The sequence below is a fragment of the Streptococcus danieliae genome (assembly GCF_025447695.1).
Classification (GTDB): domain Bacteria; phylum Bacillota; class Bacilli; order Lactobacillales; family Streptococcaceae; genus Streptococcus; species Streptococcus danieliae.
The window spans coordinates 1-19726 of record NZ_JAOBSU010000019.1 but is presented as its reverse complement, the minus strand read 5'-3'; the positions used below and the strand labels follow the sequence as shown (position 1 = coordinate 19726).

The window sequence follows — 19726 nt, the reverse complement described above, 5'->3', positions numbered from 1 at the left end:
TTTACCGTGGCGATTTTTCTTTTTATACTCTTCTATTCCCTTGGTATACATCGGATCAGAGACAACGGGAATGATTCAGGCATCCAAGCCGATTTCCTCTCGAACAACGGCTGCGATGGTATCTACGTAATAGTCAACTTCTGCATCTGTTAGCGCCTCAGCCATTACCCGCAGAAGTGGCTCCGTGCCACTTGGCCGAACCAAAATCCGACCATTCCCTGCCATCTCTTCCTCCATCTTGGCAATAATTGCCGCAATCGCAGGAACTTCCATGGCTTGGTCTTTCATCTTATTATCAACACGGATATTGACTAGTTTTTGCGGATAAATTGTCACCTGGGCTGCTAATTCAGACAGGGTCTTCCCGGATTCCTTCAGAATCTTAGTTAATTGAACACCGGTTAGCTGACCATCACCAGTTGTATTGTAGTCCATCAACACAACGTGGCCTGACTGCTCACCCCCAAGATTGAAGCCAGAGCGACGCATTTCTTCAACAACATAGCGGTCGCCAACAGCCGTCACTGCCTTATCAATCCCATGGGCATCCAGGGCCTTATGGAACCCTAAGTTGGACATTACAGTCGTTACAATGCTATTTTTAGCCAATTTACCTTCTTGCGCTAGGGCTTGTCCTAAGATAAACATGATTTTATCTCCATCGACAATTTGCCCTTTTTCATCAACAGCAATCAAGCGATCAGAATCCCCATCAAAGGCTAGCCCTAGATCGGCTCCTTTTTCAAGAACCAAGTCCTGCAGTTTTTCTGGATGGGTTGATCCAATTTGATCATTAATATTGAGGCCATCTGGTTTTTCTCCAATGACGCTCAGTTGAGCTCCAAGATCTGCAAAGACCTGGCGGGCACTTGTAGAGGCAGCTCCGTTAGCTGTGTCCAAAGCAACGTGCAAACCTTCGAGGGGGCTACCGGTTGAAACCAGAAATTCTTGGTATTTCCGTAGACCTTCCGGGTAGTCCATGACTTGCCCCAAACCTTGAGCACTTGGACGAGGCAATTGATCTGCTGGCGCATCAAGCAGAGCTTCAATCTCCAATTCTCGTTCATCATCCAATTTAAAGCCATCACCACCAAAGAACTTAATCCCATTATCTTGGGCCGGATTATGGCTGGCCGAAATCATAACACCGGCGCTAGCCTTCTCTGTCCGTACCAAATAAGCGATCCCAGGTGTTGCAATCACACCGAGTTTGTAAACTTGGATTCCGACGGAGAGGAGGCCCGCAATCAAGGCATTCTCCAACATCTCTCCAGAGATCCGAGTGTCGCGTCCAACAAAGACACGGGGTGTCCCTTCTTCGTGCTGGCTCAACACATAGCCACCAAAACGTCCTAAGCGGAAGGCCAATTCGGGTGTTAATTCCACATTTGCTTCACCACGAACACCGTCTGTTCCAAAATATTTTCCCATGATTATTTTTTCTCCTCAGTTTTTAATTGAATACGAATCGCAATTGTCTCTGGCTCAATGACACTTGGAACTACTTCTCCACTAACATCAAGGGCCTGAAGACTAACCTCACCATTGTAATTTTTCGTGGTCCCCCAATCATCTGGTAAGACCATCCGGACAGCCGCAATTTGATTCAACAAATCTTCATTGGTTGTCACTGTCACTTCTCTATCCCCATCTGCCAGCTGTACATCTGCTCCATTCGGCAACTGACTTAGGAAACTAGCTAAGTCGATTTTAAAGGTCTTGGATTTCTTGAGTCCAATCGTCCCGCTAATAGTCGCTGGATCCACCTTGGCAGTCACCCCGCTGGTCAAATGCTCCACCGTGACGGGAACCTCTACCAAGCCAGGCGATTCCTTGGTTAAATCCAGAACAATCCTGAAGGTTCGCGAAGACTCTTGGGTTTCTGTCGACAGGAGAACGCGATTGGAGGATGATAAATCAATATTGACTTCCGAGGCAAAACCAGATACGAAGTACTTCTCCGAGTCATAGCGGAGCACCAAGGGAACCCCCTTAATCGTATTCGTATAGGTTTCTGTCGCAATGTCCCCACTAGTTCTCGCCTGGGTTTGGTATTGACTAGTAGAAGCGTAGAAAAACAAAATCAAGGATAAAAAAATCGCTAAGAGACCATAAATCCAGGAACGATTAGTCTTCATACTTTCTCCTCCTTAATAGTGGCGCTAGGACATCAGGCCGGGCTTCTTGAACCGCAAAGAAGTCCTCTAAGACAGCCCGCAGTTCTGCTGGGGTCACATCGTGAATCAAATTACCATTACGGGTGTAGGAAATTTCTCCGGTTTCTTCTGATACCACAACCGTCAAGGCATCACTAGCTTCCGAGAGTCCCACGGCTGCCCGGTGCCGGGTCCCAAAATTCTTAGGAATTCCACCAGACTCAGACAGGGGTAGGTAGGCCGAAGCCGCTGCAATTTTATTATCTGAAAGAATCACTGCTCCATCATGAAGAGGCGTATTCGGGATAAAGATGTTAATCAAAAGTTCCCCGCTAATCTGCGAATCGAGGGCAATCCCTGTCGCAATGTATTCTTGAAGCGTCTGAGCCCCTTCAATCGAAATGAGCGCTCCAATCTTCCGAGGGCACATATAGGTCACAGCCTTCATCAAGGCATCAATAGTTTTTTCTTCCGACGTCTGAGTTCGAGTATTAAATAAGTCCAAAGTCCGCCCCAAACGCTCCAAGCCTGAACGAATTTCTGGCACAAAAATAACCACGGCTGCAATGACCCCATAGGTGACCACTTGATTCATCAGCCAGGCGACTGTTGTCAGGCCAATCAAATTGGCTAAAATTTGCAGGGCTACAAATAGCAGAACCCCACGAACCAAGGTCATGATTTTAGTACCAGCTAGGGCTTTAATGGCAAAATAAAGCGCAATGGCAACCAGCGCAATGTCTAAGAGTTGGATGAGGATCGCCCAGGGACTGGAAAAAAAACTTTGCCAATACTGGGGATCCCCTAAATATCTAAAATTCATACCCTAAGATTCTCCACTTCTGTTCTCAATCAGCTCATTAACTTTACAATTATACCACGATTGGGGACCAGAACCAAGACTAGGAGCTGCCTCTTCTCGCCACTTTATGATAAAATAATTCCATGAAACTAAATACACTACTTGGATTGGCAGCTGGAAAAACCAGTGCAACTGCCTTAAAAATGCTCGGCCGGGGATCAACTCTGCCAGGAAAACTTGCGCTCAAATTTGATCCCCATATTCTAGACCAACTTGCAAAGGACTATGAGATTGTTTTGGTCACTGGAACCAACGGAAAAACCCTGACAACTTCGCTTATTGTTGGCATCCTCTCAGAAGCCTTTGGTCAGGTTCTGACCAATACCAGTGGGGCCAACATGATCACCGGGATTACCACAACCTTCCTAAAAACTCCTCAGAAAAACGGTAAAAAAATTGCCGTTCTGGAAGTGGATGAGGCCAGTGTGCCCAAAATTTGTGACTACATCCAACCCTCCCTGTTTGTCCTCAGCAATATCTTCCGGGACCAAATGGACCGGTTTGGTGAAATTTACACCACCTACCAGTTTATCTTAGATGGTATTAAAAAGGCGCCAGAGGCTACTGTTTTGGTGAATGGGGATAGTCCCATTTTTCAATCCGTAGACCTGCCGAATCCTGTTCTCTCTTTTGGTTTTGACCACAAGGAGGAGGAGGCCCACCTAGCCCACTATAATACCGAAGGGATTCTGTGTCCCAAGTGCCAGCACATCTTGCGTTACAAGATGATTACCTATGCCAACCTAGGAAACTACTTCTGCCCCAACTGTTCCTTTGCGCGTAAGCCTCTGGACTACCGCCTCACCGAGTTGGTGGAGTTGACCGAGAAGTCTTCACGTTTCCGAATTGATGATCAAGAATACAGCATCAACATTGGTGGCCTCTACAATATCTACAATGCCTTGGCAGCCGTAGCGGTTGCAGAGTTTTATCAAATTCCTGCTGAGACCATTCGCGCTGGTTTTGACAAGAGTAAGGCCGTTTTTGGTCGCCAAGAAACCTTTAACATCGGCGACAAGGAATGTACGCTAGTCCTAATCAAAAATCCTGTTGGAGCCACCCAGGCCTTGGAAATGATCCAACTAGCTCCAGGTCCTTTCACCATGTCCTTCTTGCTTAATGCCAACTATGCCGATGGTATTGACACCAGCTGGATTTGGGATGCTGAATTTGAGCGGATCCAGAATATGGATGTTCCCCAAGTCTTCACAGGTGGCGTTCGGCATGCCGAAATTAGCCGACGGATTCGCGTTGCTGGCTACCCAGCCGATCAGATGACCGAACTTGATCAACTCAAGGACCTAGTCGAAGCCATCCAACAACAAGAAGCTCCACGAGCTTATATCCTTGCAACCTACACCGCTATGCTGGAAATGCGGGAACTCCTAGCCAACCAGCATCTCGTTTCAAAGGAGATGAAGTAATTAATGACCTACGTTTCTTTACAAACTGCCAATCCCCAAAACTATCCCTATCAAATCCGGATTGCCCATCTCTACGGCGATTTGATGAACACCTATGGCGATAATGGCAATATCCTCATGCTCAAATATGTGTCCGAAAAGCTAGGGGCTGCCGCAACAATTGAAATTGTCTCCCTGGATGACCCCTTCCATGAAGAAGATTATGATATCGTCTTTTTTGGTGGTGGTCAGGATTACGAGCAATCGATTGTTTCCAAGGACCTTCCCCTCAAACGGGATGGAATTGACCGTTTTATCCACGATAAGGAAGGGGTAGTCTTGGCTATCTGTGGCGGTTTCCAACTCCTCGGCCAATACTACATCGAAGTCTCTGGGCGACGGATCGAAGGGATCGGGGTCATGGGCCACTATACCTTAAACCAAGAAAACAACCGCTTTATCGGAGATATCAAAATCCATAATGAAGAATTCAATGAAACCTATTATGGATTTGAAAACCATCAAGGCCGGACCTTCCTGGCTGATGATGAAAAGCCGCTCGGCAAGATTGTTTATGGCAACGGCAATAATGAGACCAAGAATGGTGAAGGGGTTCACTACCACAATGTCTATGGTTCCTACTTCCACGGTCCCATTCTCTCTCGGAATGCCAACCTAGCCTATCGGATGGTTACCACAGCCCTCAAACAGAAATATCCAGATATCCAATTCGCCAGCTTCGAAGACATTCTTAGCCTTGAAGCCTCTCAAGAATTCAGTGATACCAAATCTAAGGCTGAATTTAGCAACTAGGAGCTTTTATGAAATTTCGTTACTACCTATCCCTGCTTTCTGTTCTCTTGATTGCCCTGCTCTCCATCAGTAACATTCAAGAAGTCGAAGTTTCCTTCCTAATTACCAGGGTCCAATTGCCCTTGATTTTGGTGATCCTCTTTTCCTTTATCCTCGGCGCTCTAGTCACCCTCCTCTACAGCCGCCCCAGCAAAAAGAAAAAGAAGGACAAGAAAAACAGTAGCCCAGAGCCCCAACAGCTCCCAGAAACAAAATAACCAGTCGCCCTGCGACTGGTTATTTTTTACTTATTCTTCTAATTCTGCCCACTCTTCTAGGGCTTCTTCTTCTGCTGCCTGGGCCTGTTCCAAACTTTCCTGAAGCTGGATCAGCTGATCAGGATCATTGCTTGCCAACATACTTTCTTGAATCTCAGTCTGTAGCTGACTCAACTCCTCCAAGCGTCGCTCCAATTCCTCAATCCGACGTTGACGCTTGCGGAGCTCCTTCTGATTCTCCTTTTGCTGCTCATAGGAAAGATTGGAAACCTCCTGGGTCACAGGCGTCTCCGATTCGACCTCTTGAGCCAACTCCTCTAATTCCTTTTTCTTCTCCAGATAGTAATCATAATCTCCTAGGAAAAGGCGGGAACCGTCTGGACTCAACTCCAAAACCTGATCCGCAATCCGGTTAATGAAATAACGGTCATGACTGACAAAGAGAAGGGTTCCCTCAAAATCAATCAGAGCCTGTTCCAAGGCTTCTTTGCTCTCGATGTCCAAATGGTTGGTCGGTTCATCCAGGACTAGGAAATTGTTTTTTTCCATGGAAAGTTTGGCCAAAAGCAACCGTGACCGTTCACCCCCCGAAAGCATCCCCACTGTTTTCTGGGCATCATCTCCTGAAAAGAGAAAGGCTCCAAGCCGGTTGCGGATATCCACTTCTGGCAATTGTGGAAAATCATTCCAAAGCTCTTCCAAAATCGTATTCCGAGCATTTAAGGCTTCCTGATTCTGGTCATAATAACCAAAATCAACATTGGTTCCTAACCGGGCCTGTCCCTGGATAAAAGGCAAATCACCTTTTAAGGATTTCAAGAGAGTTGTTTTCCCCACCCCATTGGGACCAACGATGGCCAAGGCCGTATACTTCCGTAAATCCATCGAAATAGGCTGCGATAGGACCTGGGCCTCATAGCCAATCGCCGCACCTTCGACTGTCAAAACCACATTCCCAGAGGAACGCTCAATCGGAAAGGCAATCGCTGCCGCTTTTTCCTGGCCACCTGGTTTATCCAGACGCTCCATTTTTTCCAATTTCTTCCGGCGGGATTGGGCCCGCTTGGTTGTCGAAGCTCGCACCAAGTTTTTAGCTACAAAGTCTTCCAGAGCAGCAATTTCCTTTTGCTGCTTCTCGTACTCTTTGCGTTGGGTTTCCAACCGCTGCGCCTTCTCGTCAACAAAATGCGAGTAGTTGCCTACATAACGATCCAGGGCATTGGGACGTAAATCCCAGGTGATAGTCGCCACCTTGTCCAAGAAATAGCGGTCATGACTGACAATCAAAAGGGCTCCCTGATAGTTGGCCAGGTAGTTTTCCAACCAGGCAATACTTTCAATATCCAGGTGGTTGGTTGGCTCGTCCAAAACCAAGAGCTGCGGCTCTTCCAGCAACATTTTAGCCAGGGCCAAACGGGTCTTTTGCCCTCCAGAGAGGTCTGAAATAGACATAGGCCACATGCTTTCATCAAATTGAAAACCATTGAGGATGGAGCGGATTTTAGCCTCGTACTGAAAACCACCTGCCTGACGAAAATCCTCCGACAACTGGTCATAGCGACTCATCAAGGCACTCAGCTCAGCTCCCGTCACCTGGCCCATCTGGGCTTCTAAGTTCCGGAGGGTCTGCTCATCCTGCCGCAAGTCTGCAAAAACCTTGAGCATTTCATCATAGATAGACAAGTTGGAATCCAAGGAAGATGTCTGGGACAGGTAGGACAGGGAGAGGTCCTTTTTGCGACTGATCTCACCCGCGCTTGCTTCCTCGACCCCTACTAAAATTTTTAACAAGGTCGACTTACCGGCACCATTACGCCCAACTAAGGCGATTCGGTCCCGATCACCAATTTGAAAGGTTATATTTTGAAAGAGAACGTCGCCTGCAAAGGAACGCTCCACCTTACTTGCTTGCATAATAATCATAAGTCTATTATAGCAGAAAGACAAAAGACCTGGGAGCTTTTCCCAAGCCTTTGCGACATCATTGATCTTGATAGAGTTGCCGAACCACTTCAATATCCCTAGCTTGAATCGAATAGAAGGATCCGGCTGGTTGCATGACTGATTCTTCATCGGTATGGTCCAAGCCAATGGCGTGCCCTAATTCATGAGCCGCGGTATTGACTACCCGCTCATAACTGTAACTATAATAGGGATTGGATAGGTAGTGGGCATTGAGGCCCACCTTGGCCTTGTTTAGCCGATTGGTTAAAAGATTGGTTTGCGATTCCGTCTCACCTGCTGCAGAGACCTGGGAATCGACATAAACACCAGCTTCGATTTGCGCCAGACTGGCATCATCCGTCTCAATAAATTGAAAAACTCCGGTCTGATTCCACTGGCGCATGGCATCTCGATAGGCAGAGACCATGGTGCTATCTTCTGTGGAAATATAAACCAAGGCTTGGTTTTGATCCCAGCGATGGCGTTGATCTGACTGAGAAGTTACCAAATCGGTTGGGATTTCTGTCGGGTTGTTTAAAAAACGTTGGGGAAGTTCCGTCAAGTAACTCGACACTGGAAATTGGCTCAGCTGTCCACCCGTCATCCACTGTCCCACAAAGAACAAAATCAAAGCCAGACTAACTGTCCACACAAACAGCCTCACCAAGCCGAACAACAAACGGAGGATGGTGGAGATAATTCTCCAAATAAAACGAATAAGAAACAAATTTCTACCTCCTTGACCTCCTAGTATAGAGAAGAAGGCTAAAAAAATGCTTAACTCAAACGCTCCTCTTCCTGGTAATCAATCGGCAACCATTTGAGCACCTCTTGAATCTGTTGATCCCAGTAGTACCATTCGTGTTTTCCAGGACTAGAGGTAAAGGTCAACTCAAAACCAGCTTCCTCCAAGAGTACTTGAGCCCGCTGATTAGCTGGAAAGAGAAAATCCTGCTCCCCACACCAGGCAAACAATTTGGTCTTGCGATCGGCCTGGTCCAACCAGGTTACCAGATCATCCGGCTGATCTTTTCCAAAAATCTGATCCCCAAAGACTCCTCGCCAGTAGGTCAAACCTCTAAACTCATCCACCAAAGGTTCCAAATCTTGAAAATCCAAGGCTCCCGACAGGCTAGCTGCATGGGAAAAACGATTGGTCAGCAAGGCCAATTTCAGTGCCCCATAGCCGCCCATTGATAGACCTGCCACAAAGGTTTTCGACCGCTTCCGGGAAAGTTTGGGAAAGAGATTGGCTAGAAGTTCTGGCACTTCCTGAGTAAAGGCGTCAAAATACCTGTAACCAGAATGGGTATTGCTGTACCAGCCATCATGGGTATCCAAAAACACAAGAGCTAGATTAGTGTCCTTAACATAGCGCTCAATACTGGTTCGCCGCATCCAGGTATCCACATCCCCACTCATTCCATGCAAAAGATAGAGGACTGGAATGTCCTCTACTTCTGTAGCATACAAAGCCTTCTCTGGGTAGAGCAGCTTTAGCGTCATGCTCATCGATAAAACTTCTGATTTATAATCCAGCGTTAGTAAGGCCATCCAAGTACTCCTATTTCACTTCCATCACAACCGGTAAGACTGCTGGACGGCGCTTGCTTTGCTCAAAGAGATATTTGGACAAGTTATCTCGCACCGCTCCTTTTAATTCAGCCCAGTCAAAGTTTGGCTGGCTCAAATATTCTTCCACTGTTTTGTTGACCAACTCAGCCGATTCCCGTAAGATATCCCGACTCTTCTTGACATAGACAAACCCACGTGTGTGGACCTTAGCCTTGGCAACAATCTTCTTCTGCTTACGATTGACTGTAATCGCAACAATAAAAATCCCGTCTTCCGACAAGACCTTCCGGTCTCGGAGTACCACATTTCCGACATCACCAATGGCATTCCCATCAATCAACACATCAGCCGCCGGAATTGATCCTGCAAAGACAAAGTCTTGGCCGTCCCACTCCATTTGATCACCTTTTTTCATTAAGAAAATCTGATCAGAGGACATCCCAAACTCCATGGCTGCTTTGGCATGGGCGACCAAATCGCGGTACTCTCCTTGAACAGGGAAGAGGTATCGCGGTTTCAACAAGCTGAGCATCAGTTGTAGGTCACGTGAGTTAGCATGACCAGACACGCGCAAGTGCTGAGTAATCACTCGAACCACGCCACCCGCTTGGTAGATCATATTTTCCACCCGAGCCACAACCGCTTCTTTGGCAACAGAAGGTGTTGTTACAATGTAAACGAGGTCCCCATCAGTGATTTCAACATAGCGATGGCGACCCTGAGCCATTTTCTGGAGGCCATTGATTGGCTCTCCCATCCGGCCTGTTTCCAGGATAATCAAATCCTCTGGTGCATATTGCCCCATATCCTTAGGCTTGACCAAGACCTTATCATCTTCCAAGGTCAATTTTTTCAAGCGAATAGCCGTCCGGACAATATTTTCAATATCAAAACCGGTCAAGACGACCTTACGGCCAGTCTCCAGGGCAGCATCAAAAACCTGTTGGATGCGGGACAGATTGCTGGCAACCGCTGCCACAATAATCCGGCCTTCCCAATCCGCGATGGTCTGAGAAATTTCCTCACCCACTTCACTATAACTCGCCACTTGTTGGCTGGAATCTGCGTTAGCAGAATCACTTAAGAGGGCCAGGACCCCTTCTTTACCAATTTCCGCCAAACGACCAAAGTCCGTCCCATAGGCAGCACTGACTGCCTGATCAAATTTAAAATCGCCCGTATAAACAATCTGTCCCTGATCGGTCTTCAGGACAATTCCCAGACTCTCTGGAATCGAATGGGTTGTTCGGAAGAAGGAAACCGTCGCCTGACCAAAATCAATCTCGGTATCCTCGTCAATGATGTGGTAGTCATTGAACTTCTTGACACGCTCATTGCGTTTGACAAACAGTTTCGCCAACTCAATGGTTAATTCAGACCCAAAAACTGGAACCTGCACTTCTGCCAACAAGTAAGGAAGAGCGCCAATCGCATCCGCGTGACCATGGGTTAGGAATACACCCGCAATCCGATTGCGGTTTTCAATCAAGTACTCCAAGTTTGGAATCACCACATCAACCCCGAGCTGCTCATTTTCTGGATATTTGAGTCCCGCATCGAGAATAAAGATGGCGCCATCAATCTCTGCCCAGTAAAAGTTCTTTCCGTTTTCACGAACTCCGCCAAGAGCCGTAATTTTAATGTCTGACATAAGTCCTCCTTTGAATAGATTTTTCATATTTTGTCGTTATTTCACCCTGTGATGAACTTATTCATTATACTACAATTTACCCTTTTTTTCTAATACTAATTCTACTCCTCACCATAGCCAGTCCCTAGTTTTAAGCCACAGTAAATCGAATCTCCTCCTATTTGTGAAAGAATTAGACAGACCATCCACCTCAGAGGCTTCCTTTTTGGTACAATGGTAACAGATTAAAATGAAAGGTCCAGTCAATGATTCTATCAGTTATCTCACAAGGTTTGTTGTGGGCCGTTTTGGGAATCGGTCTCTACCTCACCTTCCGGATTCTTAAATTCCCGGACATGACCACCGAAGGCAGCTTCCCCCTTGGAGGAGCAGTTGCTGTCAGCTTGATCACCGCCGGTGTCAATCCCCTGCTCGCCAGTCTAGCTGCTGCGGGAGCTGGTGCCTTGGCTGGTTTTACCACAGGTATGCTCTACACCAAGGGCCGGATTCCCATTATTCTCGCCGGAATTTTAGTCATGACTTCCTGCCATTCGATTATGCTAATGGTCATGGGGCGGTCCAATTTGGGATTGCTCAATCAGGTCCTGCTGCAATCCTGGCTCCCCTTTACAGATCGGATTAACAATGTCGTTTTAGGGCTTCTGGTCTTTAGCCTTCTTCTAACCTTGATTATTTATTTCCTCAACTCGCGCTTGGGACAAGCCTTTATCGCCACTGGTGACAATCCTGACATGGCACAGAGCTTTGGGATTGAAACACCTCGGATGGAGGTCATGGGCTTGGTTATTTCTAATGCCATGATTGGTTTGGCTGGTGCCTTGGTAGCACAGCAGGAAGGCTACGCAGATATCTCTCGGGGGATTGGGATTATCGTTATTGGCCTGGCCAGCATCATCATCGGTGAAGTCTTATTCAAGAATGTCAGTCTGCCAGAGCGGTTGATTTCAATTGGAGTGGGGGCTGTTCTTTACCAGCTCCTCATCTGGGTGGTTCTAGCGCTTGGTTTCAACACCAACTATCTGCGCCTCTACAATGCCCTTATTTTGGCTTTCTGCCTCATTGTACCCCAACTTCGAAAATCCATTTTGAAAGGAGTTCGATTAAACGCATGAAAAAAATTATTGAACTACAAGATGCCACCAAGGTTATTCAAAATGGACTCGAGGAAGAACGGGTTATCCTGGATCATGTCTCCTTGACCATCTATGAAGGGGATTTTATCACCGTCTTGGGTGGGAATGGGGCTGGTAAATCCACCCTCTTTAATGTAATTGCCGGTACCCTGCCCCTAACCGAGGGCCGGATCCTCATCCACGGTACCGATGTAACCAACTGGAGTCCTGCCAAGCGCGCCCAATTTATTGCCCGCGTTTTCCAGGATCCGAAAATGGGGACGGCTCCGCGGATGACCCTAGCTGAAAATATGTTGATTGCCTATTACCGTGGCGAGAAGCGTGATTTAAGTCCACGCCAACTCAAGGAAAAATTGGACTATTTCAAGAATCTCTTGAAAAAAATTCCCAATGGCTTGGAAAATCATCTGGATACCGAAGTCCAAAGCCTATCGGGCGGTCAACGCCAGGCCCTTAGTCTCCTCATGGCGACCTTAAAAAAACCGGACCTGCTCCTGCTCGATGAGCACACCGCTGCCCTGGATCCCAAAACCAGTAAAGACTTAATGCAATTAACGCAGCAATTTGTTCAGGAAATGGAACTCACTAGTCTCATGATTACCCATAGCATGGAAGATGCTCTCCACTATGGAAATCGCCTTCTGATCTTAAAAAATGGACAAATCATCAAAGACCTCCAGCAAGAAGAAAAAGCCCAACTCAGCCTGCAGGACTACTATCAATTCTTTGACTAAGAAATACACCCTTAAAATTATTGTATATTTTCAGAAAATATAGTATACTGAATATAGATTATTGAAAGAAATGATTCCAATGAACAACCAAGACTTTCAATAATAGCTAACCTGATGTTTCCTGTTATCCCGCCTCTCTATCTGTGTCCCCCTTATAACTTACTTCCCTAAACAAGTCGGACACAGGTCAGATATCATCTAAATTTCCCAATGCTATTAACCTTGGATAACAGGTGCATCCTCAAACCTCAGTCCGTCGTACCATGACAGACTGAGGTTTTTTGAGTATAAAAAACGAGGCTGGGACAAAAGTCTAGCCTCATTGACTTTGTATAACAAAATACCTTTGACGCAGTAGCTGATTGGGTCTAACAGCATTGTATGCTGTTAGAGAGTAGCAAATCTTGTTTGCAAAGCAAACTCCAATCGTTCGCTTTTGAAGCTCGGAAGAGGGCCTAATCAGCCTTGCGGAGGTGAGACTACGAACTAATTTTTTTCAAATTTAGTTCTGTCTCACTCCCTATAAATGAATCGAGTGTTTATTGCTCTGTTCCCACCAACCGGGCTTCCTTCTGGATAGATTCGGGAATCACAATCCCTAGTTCCTTGGCAACTTGCATATTGAGAACAGGTTTACCTTGGGAGAAAAATTCAACCGGAATCTGTCCAGGATCTTCCCCTTGCAAGACACGCGCCGCCATTTTCCCGGTTGCTCTGCCCAATTCAAATTGGTCGACCACCACTGAGGCTAAACCACCGGCTTCCACCATAGCTGTTGCACTAGGATAGAGGGGTAATTTAGCTGTTTGATTGGCTGCAACCACTGTCGAAAAGGCGGAGGCAATCGTATTGTCAATTGGGACCCAAATGGCATCTACTTTACCGCCCAAAACCCCAACTGCCTGGTTGAGTTCATTGGTTGACGGAACAGCCTGCTCCACAACCTCTAGGCCTACTGCTGCAGCTGCTGCCTGAAACTCTGACACCTGGGATTTGGAATTGTCCTCACCGCTTGAGTAGAGAGCCCCGATCTTTTTCACACGCGGAGTGAGCGAGCGAATCAAGGCCACCTGTTTGGCCGCTGGGTTCTGGTCTGAAACCCCTGTTAGCAGGCCACCTGGTTGCTTGGGATTTTCGACCAAGCGAGCTCCAACTGGATCCGAAACCGCCCCCATGATGATCGGCAAATCTTTGCTGGCATTGGCCAGGGACTGAACAGCAGGTGTTGCAATTCCCAGTAACACCTGATTCCCATCTTCAATCAATTCTTGGCTCATCAAGGTCAGCTTACTCTGGTCAGCCTGGCCATTTAGGAACTGGATCTCCAATTTATCCTCGCCATAGCCCGCTTCTTCAAGGCCAGCCTGGACCCCTTGATAGATCTCGTCCAAGGATGGATGGCTCACAAATTGCAGAACCCCCAATTTGGCCTTGGTGGCTTGATCTTGATGAGCCGAGCCCAACCAGCCCAACTCCTGACCAATCCCGATCCCCAGTAAAACAAACAAGGCCACGACAGTCGTCAATAATGCTTTATTTTTCATAAATACCCTTTCAATTACTCTCAGTTTATGCAAGATAGGCCCAAAAGTCAAGTCAGAGTTTTTTCTATCAGCGCTTTTTTTGCTATAATCAAAAGACTAGAATCAAGGAGGTTCCCATGTCATTTGACGGTTTTTTTCTCCACCATATGAAGCAAGAACTAGCAGCTCAATTAATTGGCGGACGCATTCAAAAAATTAATCAACCTTTTGCAAAAGAGCTCCTGCTCCAAATCCGGTCCCAAGGGAAAACCCATCGACTCCTCGTTTCCGTTCACCCAACCCTCAACCGGATCCAACTGACCCAGCAGACCTTTGAAAACCCAAGCAACCCCTCAACCTTTATCATGGTACTCCGAAAATACCTGCAAGGGGCCATCATTCAAGATATCCAGCAGGTCGAAAACGACCGTATCTTACAAATTACTACCCAAAACAAGGATGAAATCGGGGATTCCCAGTCTGCCCTCTTGCATATCGAATTAATGGGCAAACACAGTAATATCCTCTTAATCGATCAGCAACAAAACAAAATCTTAGAGGCCATCAAACATGTCGGCTTTGGGCAAAATTCCTATCGGACCATCCTACCCGGAGCCCAGGCCATCCAGCCACCGGCGGATGACCGGGCCAATCCCTTTACCATCGCAGACAAAGACCTCTTTGGCTTCCTACAAACCAATGATCTAACGGCCAAAAAACTCCAGGGACAATTCCAAGGGCTCGGACGGGACACAGCCCTAGCCTTAGAAGCCACTTTAGAAGCAGCTTCCGATAGCCGGCTAGCGACTTTCCGTTCTTTTTTCCAGGCACCGAGTCAGGGACGTTTGACAGCCAAATCTTTTGCTCCGATTCCTTTTCCAGACTCTTTAGACCAGACCTTTCCTTCCTTATCAGCAACCTTGGATTTCTTTTTTGCCGAAAAGGCCGAAAAAGACCGCGTCCAACAGCAGGCCGGAGAGCTCATTCGGCGAGTCGATTCGGAATTGAAAAAAACGCTGGACAAGCTTCAAAAATTGGAAAAAGAATTAGCCGACACCGACACAGCGGAAAGCTACCGCCAAAAAGGAGAGTTGCTGACCACCTACCTGCATCAAGTCCCCAACGACCAGGAGCAGGTCACCCTGCACAACTACTATACCGATGAGCCGATTCACATTAGCTTAGACAAGGCATTGACGCCTAACCAAAATGCTCAACGCTACTTCAAGCGCTACCAAAAGCTCAAGGAAGCCATCCGCCATCTCCAGCAGCAAATCCTGGAAAGTCAGGAATGGGCCCACTACCTTGAAGGCGTCCAATTCCTGCTTGGGGAAGCCCGCCTGGAGGACCTCCCGGAATTACGCGAGGAACTGGTCAGCACCGGCCTCTTCAAACGCAGCCGTCAAGACAAGCGGGCTCGTCGCCAAAATCCGGAAACCTACCTGGCCAGTGACCAAGAAACCCTCATTCTAGTCGGCCGTAATAACCTACAAAACGACGAACTCACCTTCAAGTTAGCCAAAAAAGACCAGCTCTGGTTCCACGCCAAGGACATTCCTGGCAGCCACGTCGTTATCAGCAACAACCCCAACCCTTCGGATGAGATCAAAACCGATGCCGCAGAACTGGCCGCCTACTACTCCAAGGCCCGCCATTCCAACCTCATCCAGGTCGACATGTTGCCCATCAAAAAACTCCACAAACCCAAAGGTGGCCGCCCAGGCTTTGTCACCTATACCGGACAAACCACCCTACGCGTCACACCCGACCCAAAAAAAATCGAAGCCATGCGACAGGCCGCTAAAAAGAACTAAAATGAACAAACAAGCCTTGCTCCCATCTCAAAGGAACAAGGCTTATTTGCAGTGCTCTCATCGAGTCAGGAATTGACTCGATGAGCTTCTAAATAGACGAACTTGAAAAGTTCGCTATCAACTGAGGCAGGAATCGACTCGATGTAGCAGACAAATTTTACGAGTACAAAAAAGAGGTGAGATCTTTGTCCCAACCTCCTTTCACACTTTTTATTATTGGTGATTGATGCCAATCGAAAAGAGCAGACTATCCACTTCCAAATGACGAATGGTCTCAATCATAAGGAAGAGATTATCCGGACTAAAAATCTTTTGACCATAGTCTCCATGCTTGGTTTCTTCGAAGGCCAAGATTGGCTTCCCAGCAGCTGCCATATCAGCCACTACTGTGCCGACCTCTGCGTAGTTGTTAATATCCAAATAGAAATCTGCTTCTCGGACAATCTCATCGTAGAGCAGGCTATCCTGGGCTACACCAGGAGCTAGACTAATATTCGGATAGACCAAAAGGTTCATCAAAGTCGCTGAGATCTCCGTTGGAGCAGCAATTACAAAACCAATATTTGGCAATTCCCGTGCCAGGGTCTCCAGATGGAGCAACTCATCAGAGTAGGTATAAACCCAGCCTACAAAATCATAATTTAAGAGAGACTCAACTTGTTTTTCCAAGAGGAAGGGACTGGTTGCTACCAGTTCATCCCAAGCTAGATTGGCATAGTACCACCAAACGGCTTGATAAGGAACTAAGCGAAGTTCATCCCAGGGCTTATAGGGGGTGTCGTAATGGATAATAATCGGATAAACGGGACCTTTTTCCATTTCGACATCGGATAGACTCTCTTTTCCTTTCCGCTTTTTCCCCTTCATCAAGGAAGCGATATCCACTTTATCAGCAATATTGTCCCCTAGGAGAGAATAGGAATCATGAGCCACCTTGGGAACATGGTGACTAACAACCTTGAGCCGATCTCCCACCCCTGCTCCCTGAGGATCTTGATTCTGAACATTGGAAATCGTTAAAACATTGCCTAAATCTTTTTTAAAGATCGGCCCTAAATCTGTTGTCACAACCATATCTGGGGACAACAATAAAACATTCTCCTCTACCACATAGTGGTCAAGAGTGTAGCGGAAGGGACTTACTTCTAATTGAGCAAGATTTTCAGGTAGGCGAACAGATGTTACTTCGACAGCCATTCGAGCCAATCTCTTCCGAATTTTAGTAAACCATTGCTTGGCGATTCCATCGTGAGCAATGTAGAAATGCAGGTTTTGGTTATGGAGAATAACAGACTTCATCAAAGTCTCTAATTCTTGAATTTGCTTCACCTGGGCAACCACAATCAGGGCTTTCTTCATGACAACTCCTTGTTTGAAAACATCTCCTTAATTATATCACACTTTCAAGAACCAAACCCGAAAGCTGGATATATTTTAATCATTTAGACCATCCAAAAATTCCTGCATATCCGGATCATCTGGAACCAGATTGAGATAGAGTTGAGCCACCTCTGCCGCATCCTCTCTATAACCCATTTGACGCAACTGGTAGACATACTCTTGCAAGAATTCAGGATTGTCTTTCAAATCTCCCATTAAGTTCTGGTAAAGCTCCAACGATTCTTGATCCCGTTCCAATCCTTGCAAGGCCTTGGCCAAATTCCACTGGGTCAAGACGGAATCGACTGTTGAAGGAACTTGATCCACCAAGTCTTGGAAATTCTCCTCCTCTAAATACAGATTGCTGAGCCGGAGGTAAACCTCCTCCAAATCCTCTGCAATCTCACGCGCCGCCAATAAATACTTTTTCGCACCTGCAACATCATGCAACTCATAGGATAACTGAGACGCTAATAGCATCAAGGGCTCATCAAAAGGATTCTTTTGCAAACCTGTCTCAACCACGCGCAAGGCTTGATCCAACTGGTGCTCTTCGCGCAAGGCCCGTGCATAACCCAATTCAAAGCCTAACAAGTCTGGTGACAAGGCCTCCAATTGGCGAAAATAATCCAAGGCACGCTGAGTCCGCCCTGTCTCTAGTAACAGGAGCGCTAATTCATGGACGTTCTTATCATCATATTCCAGTTCGATGGCTTTTTCTAAAAATTCAATGGCCACTTCCAGCTTCCCAAGACTTGCGTAGCTAAGGGCAATGCGCTGATAGGTCGAAATACCGGTTAGCGCATAGATTTCTCGGTTATCTAAGCTAGCATAGAACTGGATTGCCGCCTGGTAATGGCCCAATTCAAACTCCAATTCCGCTAATCCAAAAACAATAACCGGATCATCACTAAGGGCCTGAGCCTCCAGTAATTTTTCACGGGCAACATCCGTCAACCCTTCTGCTTGGTAGAGATCAGCCTTGACCAAAAGACTGGCCAAGTACCATTCACTAACTACTGAGATTTCTTCAAGATAGGCAAAGGCTTCCTCGGTCCGCCCTTCCTGACTAGCCATTTGGGCTAGACTCAAGTAGGCTTCTGGATAAGCTGCTTTAATTTTTTCATAAAGCAATTGGGCTTGCTCATAAAACCCCATCTCTTCCAGATAGAGGGCCATTTCAAATTGCTGGTCCTCTGAAGACTCCTGCAACAGCCGGTCAAAGGCCTGCTGGGCAGCTTCTAAATCTTGCCGCTCCAAAGCTTCCAAAAAAGCTTGACTAGGATTCATGCTCTTCCTCCTCATACAATCCAGAGACTTCTTGGTACCAGGTAAAGAATGCTTCGACTACAACCTTGAGAGAGGCATAGACTGGTACCCCTAAGAAAACGCCCCAAACGCCAAACATACTTCCCGATGTCAGAAGGACAAACAGGATGGTCAGGGGATGAATATTCAATTGACTTCCCAAAATCAAGGGCGACACAAAACGGCCCTCGATGGTTTGTTCGACAATAAAGACTAGAATCACCTTGATCAACATGGCTGGCCCAGCAATCAAACCCAGAATAAGAGCAGGAATCATGGCCAAAAAACTACCCAGGTAGGGAATTAGATTAAGAAGGCCCGCAGACACTCCCAAGGTTACCGCATAATTGAGACCAATCAGTTTAAAAAAGAGGATAAACATCAATGCCACAATCACCGCTACAGTAATCTGGCCTTGCACGTAATTACCCAACTGCTTGTTGACATCCGTCAAAACGCGACTGAAGGTTGGTCGGAACTTGGTTGGCATAAACTTAGTCAAATAGGCATTCAACTCCTTGCCATCCCGCAAGAGGTAAAACACAATAAAGGGCATAATCAAGATAGCCACCAAAAACTGGGACAAACCGGTCAAAAAATTGCTGGCCCAGTTAACCGCTCGAGGAGAATACTGACTGACAAACTCGGTCAAACGATTGGAAATCTCACTATTCAGCGCCACAAATTGTGGTCGCGCTGCATCAAAGAGCGGCTGGTCTACCAGCTGATTGAGTACCACCTCCGCCTTCTCCAGATAGGACGGGAAGTTCTGAACAAAGGCCAGAAACTGGGTCCGTAAATTTGGGATCAGCACCGCTACTCCCCAAACCAACAAGGCTGAGATCAAGACAAAAACTAGAACAATCGCCCAAATCCGTGGGATCTTCCGGAATTCCAAAAAATCCACCAGCGGATTGAGCAAGTAAAAAATCAAGCCCGACATAATCAAAGGCAAGGCCAAAATCTGCAGAAAACCTAGGATCGGTGTGATTAAAAAGCTAATTTTCGTTAAAAGAAAAATGTTCAAGAAAAGTAAGAGGCAGACTAAAAAGACCGTAATCGCCTTATTGTCTAAAAACCACCTAAAAAACCAGGAGAGGGTAAACGTCCGTTCTTTTTCCTGCATACTGAACTCCTTTTTCGAGATTTCCTTTCATTTTAGCATTTTTTAAG

The 19726-nt window shown here is 46.7% G+C and carries 17 protein-coding genes; 6 read left to right on the top strand and 11 right to left on the bottom strand.

Annotation, left to right across the window (positions count from 1 at the left end):
* Positions 1-75: 75 nt before the first annotated feature.
* The 3 genes from glmM to cdaA are packed head-to-tail and all read right to left on the bottom strand — an operon-like array spanning position 76 to position 2979.
* A complete protein-coding gene (glmM, locus tag N4310_RS02325) occupies positions 76-1431 on the bottom strand; it encodes a phosphoglucosamine mutase (protein WP_262091923.1) in 1356 nt (451 codons plus the stop codon).
* 2 nt (positions 1432-1433) lie between these two features.
* Positions 1434-2138, bottom strand: coding sequence for a CdaR family protein (locus N4310_RS02320; protein ID WP_160332169.1), 705 nt, complete (start codon positions 2136-2138; stop codon positions 1434-1436).
* Entirely contained in the window at positions 2128-2979 is an 852-nt protein-coding gene (gene cdaA, locus N4310_RS02315; protein ID WP_160332170.1) for a diadenylate cyclase CdaA, read from the bottom strand. Before cdaA ends, N4310_RS02320 begins: the two co-directional genes overlap by 11 nt.
* 122 nt (positions 2980-3101) lie before the next feature.
* Here cdaA and N4310_RS02310 point away from each other — a divergent pair, with 122 nt between their 5' ends.
* Genes N4310_RS02310 through N4310_RS02300 form a run of 3 tightly spaced genes read left to right on the top strand, consistent with a single transcriptional unit; the run spans position 3102 to position 5491 of the window.
* Positions 3102-4442 (top strand): Mur ligase family protein, encoded by a 1341-nt coding sequence (locus tag N4310_RS02310; RefSeq protein ID WP_262091922.1) that lies wholly within the window; start codon positions 3102-3104, stop codon positions 4440-4442.
* Positions 4443-4445: 3 nt separating this feature from the next.
* Positions 4446-5234, top strand: coding sequence for a lipid II isoglutaminyl synthase subunit GatD (gatD, locus tag N4310_RS02305; RefSeq protein WP_262091921.1), 789 nt, complete (start codon positions 4446-4448; stop codon positions 5232-5234).
* Between the two features lie 8 nt (positions 5235-5242).
* On the top strand, positions 5243-5491 hold the full coding sequence (locus tag N4310_RS02300) for a lipopolysaccharide assembly protein LapA domain-containing protein (RefSeq protein ID WP_160332173.1): 249 nt from the start codon (positions 5243-5245) through the stop codon (positions 5489-5491).
* A gap of 30 nt (positions 5492-5521) precedes the next feature.
* Here the strand turns inward: N4310_RS02300 and N4310_RS02295 are convergent, their stop codons facing one another.
* From N4310_RS02295 to N4310_RS02280, 4 genes are read right to left on the bottom strand one after another with little or no spacing between them, the layout of a single operon-like run.
* Positions 5522-7414, bottom strand: a complete 1893-nt coding sequence (locus N4310_RS02295) for an ABC-F family ATP-binding cassette domain-containing protein (protein ID WP_262091920.1) — start codon at positions 7412-7414, stop codon at positions 5522-5524.
* A gap of 58 nt (positions 7415-7472) precedes the next feature.
* Positions 7473-8162 carry a matrixin family metalloprotease gene (locus tag N4310_RS02290; RefSeq protein ID WP_262091919.1) on the bottom strand — a complete coding sequence of 230 codons (690 nt, stop codon included), beginning with the start codon at positions 8160-8162 and terminating at the stop codon, positions 7473-7475.
* A gap of 50 nt (positions 8163-8212) precedes the next feature.
* Positions 8213-8989 carry an alpha/beta hydrolase gene (locus N4310_RS02285; protein WP_262091918.1) on the bottom strand — a complete coding sequence of 259 codons (777 nt, stop codon included), beginning with the start codon at positions 8987-8989 and terminating at the stop codon, positions 8213-8215.
* 10 nt (positions 8990-8999) lie between these two features.
* Positions 9000-10661: a ribonuclease J gene (locus N4310_RS02280; RefSeq protein WP_262091917.1), complete on the bottom strand. Its 1662-nt coding sequence runs from the start codon at positions 10659-10661 to the stop codon at positions 9000-9002.
* Between the two features lie 245 nt (positions 10662-10906).
* Here N4310_RS02280 and N4310_RS02275 point away from each other — a divergent pair, with 245 nt between their 5' ends.
* Together N4310_RS02275 and N4310_RS02270 are read left to right on the top strand one after the other, a co-directional pair.
* Complete coding sequence (locus N4310_RS02275) at positions 10907-11773, top strand: ABC transporter permease (protein WP_160332177.1); 867 nt, start codon at positions 10907-10909, stop codon at positions 11771-11773.
* Positions 11770-12528: an ABC transporter ATP-binding protein gene (locus N4310_RS02270; RefSeq protein ID WP_262091916.1), complete on the top strand. Its 759-nt coding sequence runs from the start codon at positions 11770-11772 to the stop codon at positions 12526-12528. The genes N4310_RS02275 and N4310_RS02270 overlap by 4 nt, the downstream gene beginning before the upstream one ends.
* Positions 12529-13067: 539 nt before the next feature.
* Here the strand turns inward: N4310_RS02270 and trpX are convergent.
* Positions 13068-14072 carry a tryptophan ABC transporter substrate-binding protein gene (gene trpX, locus N4310_RS02265; RefSeq protein WP_262091915.1) on the bottom strand — a complete coding sequence of 335 codons (1005 nt, stop codon included), beginning with the start codon at positions 14070-14072 and terminating at the stop codon, positions 13068-13070.
* 116 nt (positions 14073-14188) lie between these two features.
* Between trpX and N4310_RS02260 the strand changes: the two genes are divergently transcribed.
* Positions 14189-15865 (top strand): Rqc2 family fibronectin-binding protein, encoded by a 1677-nt coding sequence (locus N4310_RS02260; protein WP_262091914.1) that lies wholly within the window; start codon positions 14189-14191, stop codon positions 15863-15865.
* 213 nt (positions 15866-16078) lie between these two features.
* Here the strand turns inward: N4310_RS02260 and N4310_RS02255 are convergent, their stop codons facing one another.
* The 3 genes from N4310_RS02255 to N4310_RS02245 all read right to left on the bottom strand — a co-directional run bounded on the left by N4310_RS02255 (position 16079) and on the right by N4310_RS02245 (position 19679).
* The gene (locus N4310_RS02255; protein ID WP_262091913.1) at positions 16079-17224 is read right to left on the bottom strand and encodes a glycosyltransferase family protein; all 1146 of its coding nucleotides are present in this window, start codon (positions 17222-17224) and stop codon (positions 16079-16081) included.
* A 75-nt stretch (positions 17225-17299) separates the two neighbouring features.
* Positions 17300-18535, bottom strand: coding sequence for a tetratricopeptide repeat protein (locus N4310_RS02250; protein WP_262091912.1), 1236 nt, complete (start codon positions 18533-18535; stop codon positions 17300-17302).
* The gene (locus N4310_RS02245) at positions 18525-19679 is read right to left on the bottom strand and encodes an AI-2E family transporter (protein ID WP_262091911.1); all 1155 of its coding nucleotides are present in this window, start codon (positions 19677-19679) and stop codon (positions 18525-18527) included. Before N4310_RS02245 ends, N4310_RS02250 begins: the two co-directional genes overlap by 11 nt.
* Positions 19680-19726 lie beyond the last annotated feature (47 nt).

What these genes read in the sequence shown, in the direction of transcription:
- N4310_RS02280 (WP_262091917.1), bottom strand. Translation starts at nt 10,661, where the DNA reads ATGTCAGACATTAAAATTACGGCTCTTGGCGGAGTTCGTGAAAACGGA.
- N4310_RS02295 (WP_262091920.1), bottom strand. Translation starts at nt 7,414, where the DNA reads ATGATTATTATGCAAGCAAGTAAGGTGGAGCGTTCCTTTGCAGGCGAC.
- N4310_RS02260 (WP_262091914.1), top strand. Translation starts at nt 14,189, where the DNA reads ATGTCATTTGACGGTTTTTTTCTCCACCATATGAAGCAAGAACTAGCA.
- N4310_RS02300 (WP_160332173.1), top strand. Translation starts at nt 5,243, where the DNA reads ATGAAATTTCGTTACTACCTATCCCTGCTTTCTGTTCTCTTGATTGCC.
- gatD (WP_262091921.1), top strand. Translation starts at nt 4,446, where the DNA reads ATGACCTACGTTTCTTTACAAACTGCCAATCCCCAAAACTATCCCTAT.
- glmM (WP_262091923.1), bottom strand. Translation starts at nt 1,431, where the DNA reads ATGGGAAAATATTTTGGAACAGACGGTGTTCGTGGTGAAGCAAATGTG.
- N4310_RS02245 (WP_262091911.1), bottom strand. Translation starts at nt 19,679, where the DNA reads ATGCAGGAAAAAGAACGGACGTTTACCCTCTCCTGGTTTTTTAGGTGG.
- N4310_RS02310 (WP_262091922.1), top strand. Translation starts at nt 3,102, where the DNA reads ATGAAACTAAATACACTACTTGGATTGGCAGCTGGAAAAACCAGTGCA.
- trpX (WP_262091915.1), bottom strand. Translation starts at nt 14,072, where the DNA reads ATGAAAAATAAAGCATTATTGACGACTGTCGTGGCCTTGTTTGTTTTA.
- N4310_RS02250 (WP_262091912.1), bottom strand. Translation starts at nt 18,535, where the DNA reads ATGAATCCTAGTCAAGCTTTTTTGGAAGCTTTGGAGCGGCAAGATTTA.
- N4310_RS02255 (WP_262091913.1), bottom strand. Translation starts at nt 17,224, where the DNA reads ATGAAGAAAGCCCTGATTGTGGTTGCCCAGGTGAAGCAAATTCAAGAA.
- N4310_RS02320 (WP_160332169.1), bottom strand. Translation starts at nt 2,138, where the DNA reads ATGAAGACTAATCGTTCCTGGATTTATGGTCTCTTAGCGATTTTTTTA.
- cdaA (WP_160332170.1), bottom strand. Translation starts at nt 2,979, where the DNA reads ATGAATTTTAGATATTTAGGGGATCCCCAGTATTGGCAAAGTTTTTTT.
- N4310_RS02275 (WP_160332177.1), top strand. Translation starts at nt 10,907, where the DNA reads ATGATTCTATCAGTTATCTCACAAGGTTTGTTGTGGGCCGTTTTGGGA.
- N4310_RS02270 (WP_262091916.1), top strand. Translation starts at nt 11,770, where the DNA reads ATGAAAAAAATTATTGAACTACAAGATGCCACCAAGGTTATTCAAAAT.
- N4310_RS02285 (WP_262091918.1), bottom strand. Translation starts at nt 8,989, where the DNA reads ATGGCCTTACTAACGCTGGATTATAAATCAGAAGTTTTATCGATGAGC.